Origin of the sequence: Novosphingobium mangrovisedimenti, from assembly GCF_025153475.1 — a bacterium.
In the GTDB taxonomy this organism is placed as follows: Bacteria; Pseudomonadota; Alphaproteobacteria; order Sphingomonadales; family Sphingomonadaceae; genus Novosphingobium; species Novosphingobium mangrovi_A.
The window spans coordinates 20,708-27,030 of record NZ_JANZXA010000024.1 but is presented as its reverse complement, the minus strand read 5'-3'; the positions used below and the strand labels follow the sequence as shown (position 1 = coordinate 27,030).

Here is a 6,323-nt window from a genome sequence, read left to right as displayed (position 1 = left end):
GCCCCTGAAAAGGGCGCCATCGCCACCTGCTGATCCGGCTCCGGGCTACGCCCTACGCCGGATCAGCAGGTGGCGATTCTCATCTTGATTGACGCTGGTCTCTCATCCTGATTGTCGCGCGGCACCTCGGGCCGTTCGGCCTTACGGTCCGCGGCGTAGACGTAGGCCACCATCGGCGGATCACTGCCGCCCCAGGGTCGATCGTCGCGGACATAGGCCCACAGTTGCCCGGTCTTGGTGCGACGTCGCCCGGGATCGAGCACCGGGGCAGTGGTCTCGTCGGCGAAGAGCCGCTCGGCCTTGCGCAACTCCTCGAGCGTGTGATCGCGCAAGGGCCGCAGGTACCAGGCCGCCCGGCCGACCCAGTCAGCGAGCGTCGAGCGATCGAGCTTGATACCCTGGCGGGCGTAGATCTGCGCTTGCCGGTACAAGGGAAGATGATCGGCATACTTGGCGACGAGAACCTGGGCGATCAGCGCCTCGGTCGGAATGCCGCCCTCGACGATCCGCGCCGGTGCTGGCGCCTGCAAGACCGCGCCCTCGCACGAACGGCAGCCGTAGCGCGGACGCCGGGTGACAAGGACGCGGAAGGTCGTGGGAACGACGTCGCGCCGCTCGGCGACATCCTCGCCGATCGCGTGGAGCGCGCCGCCGCAGCAGGGGCAGGACTTGTCCTCGACATCGACGATCTGCTCGATGCGCTCGAGATGTGCGGGCAACGAGCCGCGGTTGGCGTTGCGCGCTCGAGCGGTGTGTTGCTGGCGGGTCGCGGCATCACGCGCCGCGCGAGCCTGGCCCAGCGCCGTCTCTATGTCCTCGAGGCCGAGCTCGAACTGATCGGGATCGAGTTGCTCGGAACGCCGGCCGAAGCGATGGCGCATGAAGGCATCGATGATCGACTGCAGCCGCTCGACCTCGGCATCGGCCTCGCCCTTGGCGAGGGTGACCTCGGCGAGCTTGCGGGACTGTTCGGGGGCGAACGCGCGGAGCGCTTCGATGTCCTCGGGAAGGTCCGCCTCTGCCAGCATGGGCGGAGTGAATCAGCGATCGCGCACCCCGTCAACCGGCGATCTGCGGCGCTTGTGGACGTCGGCCGCCATGCACGCGGCGCCAGTCCAGACCCTCGAGCAAGGCGCCTAGCTGTGCCGCGGTCAGGCGCATCACGCCGTCCTGGATCGCGGGCCAGCGGAAGCCTCCCTGCTCGAGCCTCTTGGCCATCAGACACAGCCCGGTACCGTCCCACCACACGAGCTTGATCCGGTCCGCGCGCTTCGCCCGGAAGACGTAGATTACCCCCGAGTAAGGATCGCCGCCGTACTCCTCGCCGACCAATGCGGCGAGCGCGTCGGGGCCCTTGCGGAAATCCACCGGGCGCGTTGCGACCATCACTCGCGCGCCGACGCCTGGCCCGATCACCGTGCTGACCGAAGTGCTTGAACCACGGCAGCCGCCAGATCAGCCTTGGCCGTTCGTGAGATCCGGATGACGGCGCCGTCGATCTCCACCTCGATCGCAACGTCGCCACGCCGATCGACGTCCGAAACAGCCGGCACGAACATCGGCTCAGCGTCCCTCGAGCCGGTATGCACCTCAAGTGCATAACGAAGCTCGCGGCGCCAAGTGTAGAGCTGCGAGGTCCGAATATCATGCCGCCGGGCGAGCGCGGTCAGGTTATCACAATGTCGAGCCTCAGCGACGATCGCCAGCTTCTGCTCTAGGCTCCAGGAGCGCCGGCGCCCAACCATCGCGCCGAGTACCTCGACGCGTCGAACCGGCTCCGGACTAACTCCAGTGCGGGTGTCCAGTGCGGTCTCAAGTGCTTCGTCATCCATCACCCCGCACGTCTGCCGCAATCATACTGACGCGCAAGGTGGGGTCACGACGGCGCTTACGTCGATCCCGATTACCTTGATGTCCATGTTCGACTCCATCAATTGGTTCAGCCCCACAATGTTGAGCCTGGGTCGCAAGGGGTGTCCATCACATCATGTCCGTGTGGCCCATCGCGATCCAGACCCTCGCGCCCGATGGGATCATCGCAGCGCCTTCAAGATCGCCGAAACCAGTGCGGCAGGCGCAGACGACGAAATGCGCACTTGCCGGCCTTCGCCCAGTTCGACCGTGATCGCGGCACATTGATCATGATCGGCAGGCTGCTCATCATCGGCGAGCACGGCCTGGGCGAAATTTATCTCCGGTACAGGCAAGGACGCAGCCGCCGACTTTTCGCGCAACTTGCGCCGCCATGTATAGATCAGGCTGGTCGAAACGTCGCGCCGCCGGGATACATCGGCAACGCAGGCGCCCGGCGCAAAGGCCTCGGCGAGAATCTCAAGCCGCTCCTCCTCGCTCCAACGCTGACGACGCTCCGGCCCCGTCATCACCGTGGTCTGACCCATGCTCCGCTCCTAAGCTCGCTCATACGAGCACTCTTAAGACTGGTCGTTCACTCGCCGGACAAGGCGGGCCTCTCTGGATGGGTAGTGGGATAGGGGCAACTTCTGCAAGAACTTGCTAACGCTAAAACGCCGCAATGCCAGTGACGGCTCGCCCCAGTATGAGCGCATGCACATCGTGAGCGCCTTCATAGGTGTTGACGGTTTCCAGATTCACCATGTGCCGCATGACTTGATATTCATCGCTGATGCCATTACCGCCGTGTATGTCTCGGGCATGACGCGAAATATCAAGCGATTTTCCGACATTGTTACGCTTGATGATAGAGAGCATTTCCGGCGCGAACCTGCTTTCATTCATTAGGCGGCCGACACGCAATGAGGCTTGCAACCCTAGCGCAATGTCTGTTTGCATATCGGCGAGCTTCTTTTGATAGAGTTGGTTGGCGGCAAGCGGCTTTCCAAACTGGTGTCGATCAAGCCTATATTGGCGTGCTGCGTGCATGCAATATTCTGAGGCGCCGAGCACCCCCCAGCTGATCCCATAGCGTGCGCGGTTTAGGCAATCGAAGGGTCCCTTGAGACCCTGCACCCCGGGGAGCAGGGCTTCTTCGTCAACCTCAACCTGGTCCATCACTATCATGCCGGTGGTTGAGGCGCGCAGGCTGAGTTTGCCCTTAATCTTGGGAGCGGAAAATCCCTTCAGGCCCTTTTCAAGCACAAAGCCGCAAATGGCCCCGTCATGTGCTTCGCTCTTTGCCCAGACGACAAAGACGTCGGCGAAAGGAGCATTTGAAATCCATATCTTGGTGCCGAAAGGACATAGCCACCACCAATCCTCTTCGCGATGGTGCGCATGCCCGCGGGATCGGAACCCGCATCAGGTTCTGTCAGGCCGAAGCAGCCGATCAGCGCGCCTGCGGCTAGACCAGGCAGATATTTAAGCCGCTGTTCCTCCGAGCCGAAAGCAAAAATCGGATACATGACGAGCGAGCTTTGCGCCGATGCCATTGACCGATAACCCGAATCTACGCGTTCAATCTCACGCGCGATCAGACCGTAGGAGACATAGCTAGCTCCAGCACCGCCATAATTCTGTGGAATTGTCACTCCCAGCAAGCCGGCTTGCCCCATGCGTGGAAACAGCTCTGGTGCATCGAGATCTTCGCGGTAAGCGTTGATGATCCGGGGCTGGAGTTCGCCTTGCGCGAAGCCATGCACCGAAGCACGCACCTTCGGTTCTTCTTCAGTCAGTTGATCGTCAAAGTTGAAGGGATCGCTCAAATCAAAGCGTGCCATTTCAGTCATACAATCAATTCTTCGCGTTATATTATTCAGTTCGGATGCCGTAATGGCGATGAGTTCTTCAAGCGTTGCAGCTAGACTTGTGAGTTGGGCAAAACAGACCGAAGGTGCAACAATCCAAGCAAATAACCGGCTTGCGGTTGTAGCGAGCTGAACTTCCCCCGAAGGCTATGCTGCCGAGCATAATACCAAGCTGCGCTGAGGCTGACTCACGTTGTGGGTTCCCAAAGTGATGAAAATCTGAATCTATGGAGCCCTGTATATGGAGGGCGTGACCATGGGATCAGCGATCGGTTTGCGGGCAGATTTTGATAGCTCTGCATTGAGGCGACTGGCGTGCGCGGCGAAGAGCGCGAACCAGGCGCGACGGCTGTTGGCTTTGGCGGAGATTTACTACGGCGGCAGCCGCAGTGCGGCCGCGAAGATCGGCGGGATGGGTTTGCAGATCGTGCGGGACTGGGTTGTCCGGTTCAACGCCCGCGGTCCCGATGGCCTCCTCGACGGCAAGGCGCCGGGACAACGGTCGCGGCTCAATGATGCTCAGCGGCGGGCGCTTGGCGAGACTGTCGAGCGCGGTCCGATCCCTGCGATCCATGGCGTCGTTCGCTGGCGTCTGATCGACCTAGTCCAGTGGCAGTATGAGGAATTTGCAGTCTCGCTCGATGAAACGACCGTGGGCCGCGAGCTGAAAAAGCTGGGTTACGTCAAGCTGACGGCGCGGCCCCGCCACCATGCCCAGAACGAACTTGCCATGGACGCCTTCAAAAGGGGGGCTTCGCTGCCGAGTTGGCAAAGGTCAGAACAGCCCTCCCGAAGGGCACGCCCATAGAGATATGGTTCCAGGATGAGGCGCGGGTCGGCCAAAAGAACAATATCACGCGGCGGTGGGCCAGACGGGGGACGCGGCCGTCGGCGCCGAAAGACCAGCGAACGAAATCTGCCTACATCTTCGGCGCGATCTGCCCGGAGCACGCCAAGGGAGCGGGGCTAGAGCGGTTTCCACACGAACTGACTCGATGGGGATTCCCTTCGATGCCTCGATGTGATTCAAACTTCTTGCTGGTGGCAGGAGGCCAGCATGGATGGCACGAGCTCTTTCACAGGATCTTCGGGACAGGGTTGTTGCCGCGATTGACGGCGGCTTGAGTTGTCACGCGGCGGCAGCCCGCTTCGGTGTCAGCGTGTCGAGCGCAATCCGCTGGCGACAACTTGCCTTGAAGCATGGTCAGGCTGTGGCCAGGCCACGTGGCGGTGACCGGCATTCGGGCAAGATCGAAGCGCATGGCGCCTTCATTCGGGAACTGATCGCCGAGCAAGGCGACATGACGCTAGTCGAAGTTCAGGCGCGGCTGATCGAGCGCGGTGCCTCCGTCGGGATCGGCACAGTTCATCGGTTCTTCGTGCGTCACGGGATTACGCGCAAAAAAAGACCGGGCATGCGATCGAGCAGGACCGTCCCGACGTCCTGAGGCAGCGCCAGCACTGGTTCGACGGCCAGATCGACCTCGAACCCGAGCGCCTCGTCTTCATCGACGAGACCTGGACCGCCACCAACATGACCCGCAGCCATGGCCGCTGCCCGAGGGGCGAGCGGCTGCGGATGGGCTTCCCGCACGGGCATCGCAAGACCACCACGTTGGTAGCCGGCCTTCGCATGACCGGCATGGTCGCACCGATGGTACTCGACGGGCCAATCAACGGCGACTGGTTCGAAGCCTATGTCGCGCAGGTATTGGTGCCCGAGCTACGGCCCGGTGACGTGGTCATCATGGACAATCTCTCGAGCCACAAACGGGCCGCGGTGAAGGAGAGAATCGAAGCAGTCGGCGCAACTCTGCGCTTCCTCCCGCCCTACAGCCCGGACTTCAACCCGATCGAGAAGGCCTTCTCACGGCTCAAGGCCATGCTCCGCAAGGCCGGTGAGCGCACCGTCAGCGGGCTGTGGGACATGATCGGCAAGCTCGTCGACATCTTCCAGCCCGCCGAATGCACCAACTACTTCAGATCATGCGGCTATGAACCAGAATGAATGGAAACCGCTCTAGTGCTGCCATTCTGCAATACCGAAACCATGTCGCTGCATCTGACCGAAATATCGCTCACGGTCGCCCCCGGGCGCTCACGCCGTCGTGCTGATGGATCAGGCCGGGTGGCATATGACCGGAAAGCTCGTCATACCCCACAACATTAGCATCGTCGCGCTGCCGGCGAAATGTCCCGAGTTGAACCCGGTAGAGAACATCTGGCAGTTCATGCGCGACAACTGGCTCTCCAACCGCGTCTTCACTTCCTACGACAACATCATCGACCATTGCTGCGAGGCTTGGAACAAACTCGTTGATCAGCCTTAGCACATCATGACCATCGGGCGACGCAAATGGGCCCGTGGGTCATAATCAATGCAGGTTGGTATAAGGCCATCCAGGCCGTCGAGGAAAACTGGACTGAAAGCGCTTTTGTCGAGCAGCGAAGCGGAATCGAACACCAGCGCAATGAAGCGATAATTTGCGTATCGTAGCCATCGATAATGAAGACGAACAAACACGAGGTGCGTACTCACCAGAACGACCGGCTATTCGCATACTCCATTGGCGTTGTACCAAGTTCAGCCATATGAACCCT

General features: G+C 61.2%; 5 protein-coding genes and 3 pseudogenes. 3 read left to right on the top strand and 5 right to left on the bottom strand.

What is annotated here, in order from left to right; translation table 11 throughout:
* Positions 1–128 precede the first annotated feature (128 nt).
* The 5 genes and pseudogenes from tnpC to NZK81_RS20495 form a co-directional block, all read right to left on the bottom strand.
* Positions 129–1,028, bottom strand: a pseudogene (tnpC, locus tag NZK81_RS20515) (IS66 family transposase); the annotation flags it as partial.
* Between the two features lie 31 nt (positions 1,029–1,059).
* Positions 1,060–1,386 carry an IS66 family insertion sequence element accessory protein TnpB gene (tnpB, locus tag NZK81_RS20510; RefSeq protein ID WP_146001604.1) on the bottom strand — a complete coding sequence of 109 codons (327 nt, stop codon included), beginning with the start codon at positions 1,384–1,386 and terminating at the stop codon, positions 1,060–1,062.
* Between the two features lie 26 nt (positions 1,387–1,412).
* The gene (locus NZK81_RS20505) at positions 1,413–1,832 is read right to left on the bottom strand and encodes a transposase (protein ID WP_099185754.1); all 420 of its coding nucleotides are present in this window, start codon (positions 1,830–1,832) and stop codon (positions 1,413–1,415) included.
* Between the two features lie 201 nt (positions 1,833–2,033).
* Positions 2,034–2,399 carry an IS66-like element accessory protein TnpA gene (gene tnpA / locus NZK81_RS20500; protein ID WP_188823891.1) on the bottom strand — a complete coding sequence of 122 codons (366 nt, stop codon included), beginning with the start codon at positions 2,397–2,399 and terminating at the stop codon, positions 2,034–2,036.
* Between the two features lie 121 nt (positions 2,400–2,520).
* Positions 2,521–3,704 (bottom strand): annotated as a pseudogene (locus NZK81_RS20495) (acyl-CoA dehydrogenase).
* A 274-nt stretch (positions 3,705–3,978) separates the two neighbouring features.
* Between NZK81_RS20495 and NZK81_RS20490 the strand changes: the two are divergent.
* The 3 genes and pseudogenes from NZK81_RS20490 to NZK81_RS20480 form a co-directional block, all read left to right on the top strand.
* Positions 3,979–4,530: a helix-turn-helix domain-containing protein gene (locus NZK81_RS20490; protein WP_419181725.1), complete on the top strand. Its 552-nt coding sequence runs from the start codon at positions 3,979–3,981 to the stop codon at positions 4,528–4,530.
* Positions 4,531–4,783: 253 nt separating this feature from the next.
* Positions 4,784–5,730 (top strand): IS630 family transposase gene (locus NZK81_RS20485; protein WP_188823887.1). Its coding sequence is split into 2 segments (ribosomal slippage): positions 4,784–5,120 and positions 5,120–5,730, totalling 948 coding nucleotides; the frame shifts between segments, so codons are not numbered across the junction.
* 12 nt (positions 5,731–5,742) lie between these two features.
* A pseudogene (locus NZK81_RS20480) lies at positions 5,743–6,052 on the top strand (transposase); the annotation flags it as partial.
* Positions 6,053–6,323 lie beyond the last annotated feature (271 nt).

Coding starts and splice junctions, on each gene's coding strand:
- tnpA (WP_188823891.1), bottom strand. CDS start 2,399: ATGGGTCAGACCACGGTGATGACGGGGCCGGAGCGTCGTCAGCGTTGG.
- tnpB (WP_146001604.1), bottom strand. CDS start 1,386: ATGGTCGCAACGCGCCCGGTGGATTTCCGCAAGGGCCCCGACGCGCTC.
- NZK81_RS20505 (WP_099185754.1), bottom strand. CDS start 1,832: ATGGATGACGAAGCACTTGAGACCGCACTGGACACCCGCACTGGAGTT.
- NZK81_RS20490 (WP_419181725.1), top strand. CDS start 3,979: ATGGGATCAGCGATCGGTTTGCGGGCAGATTTTGATAGCTCTGCATTG.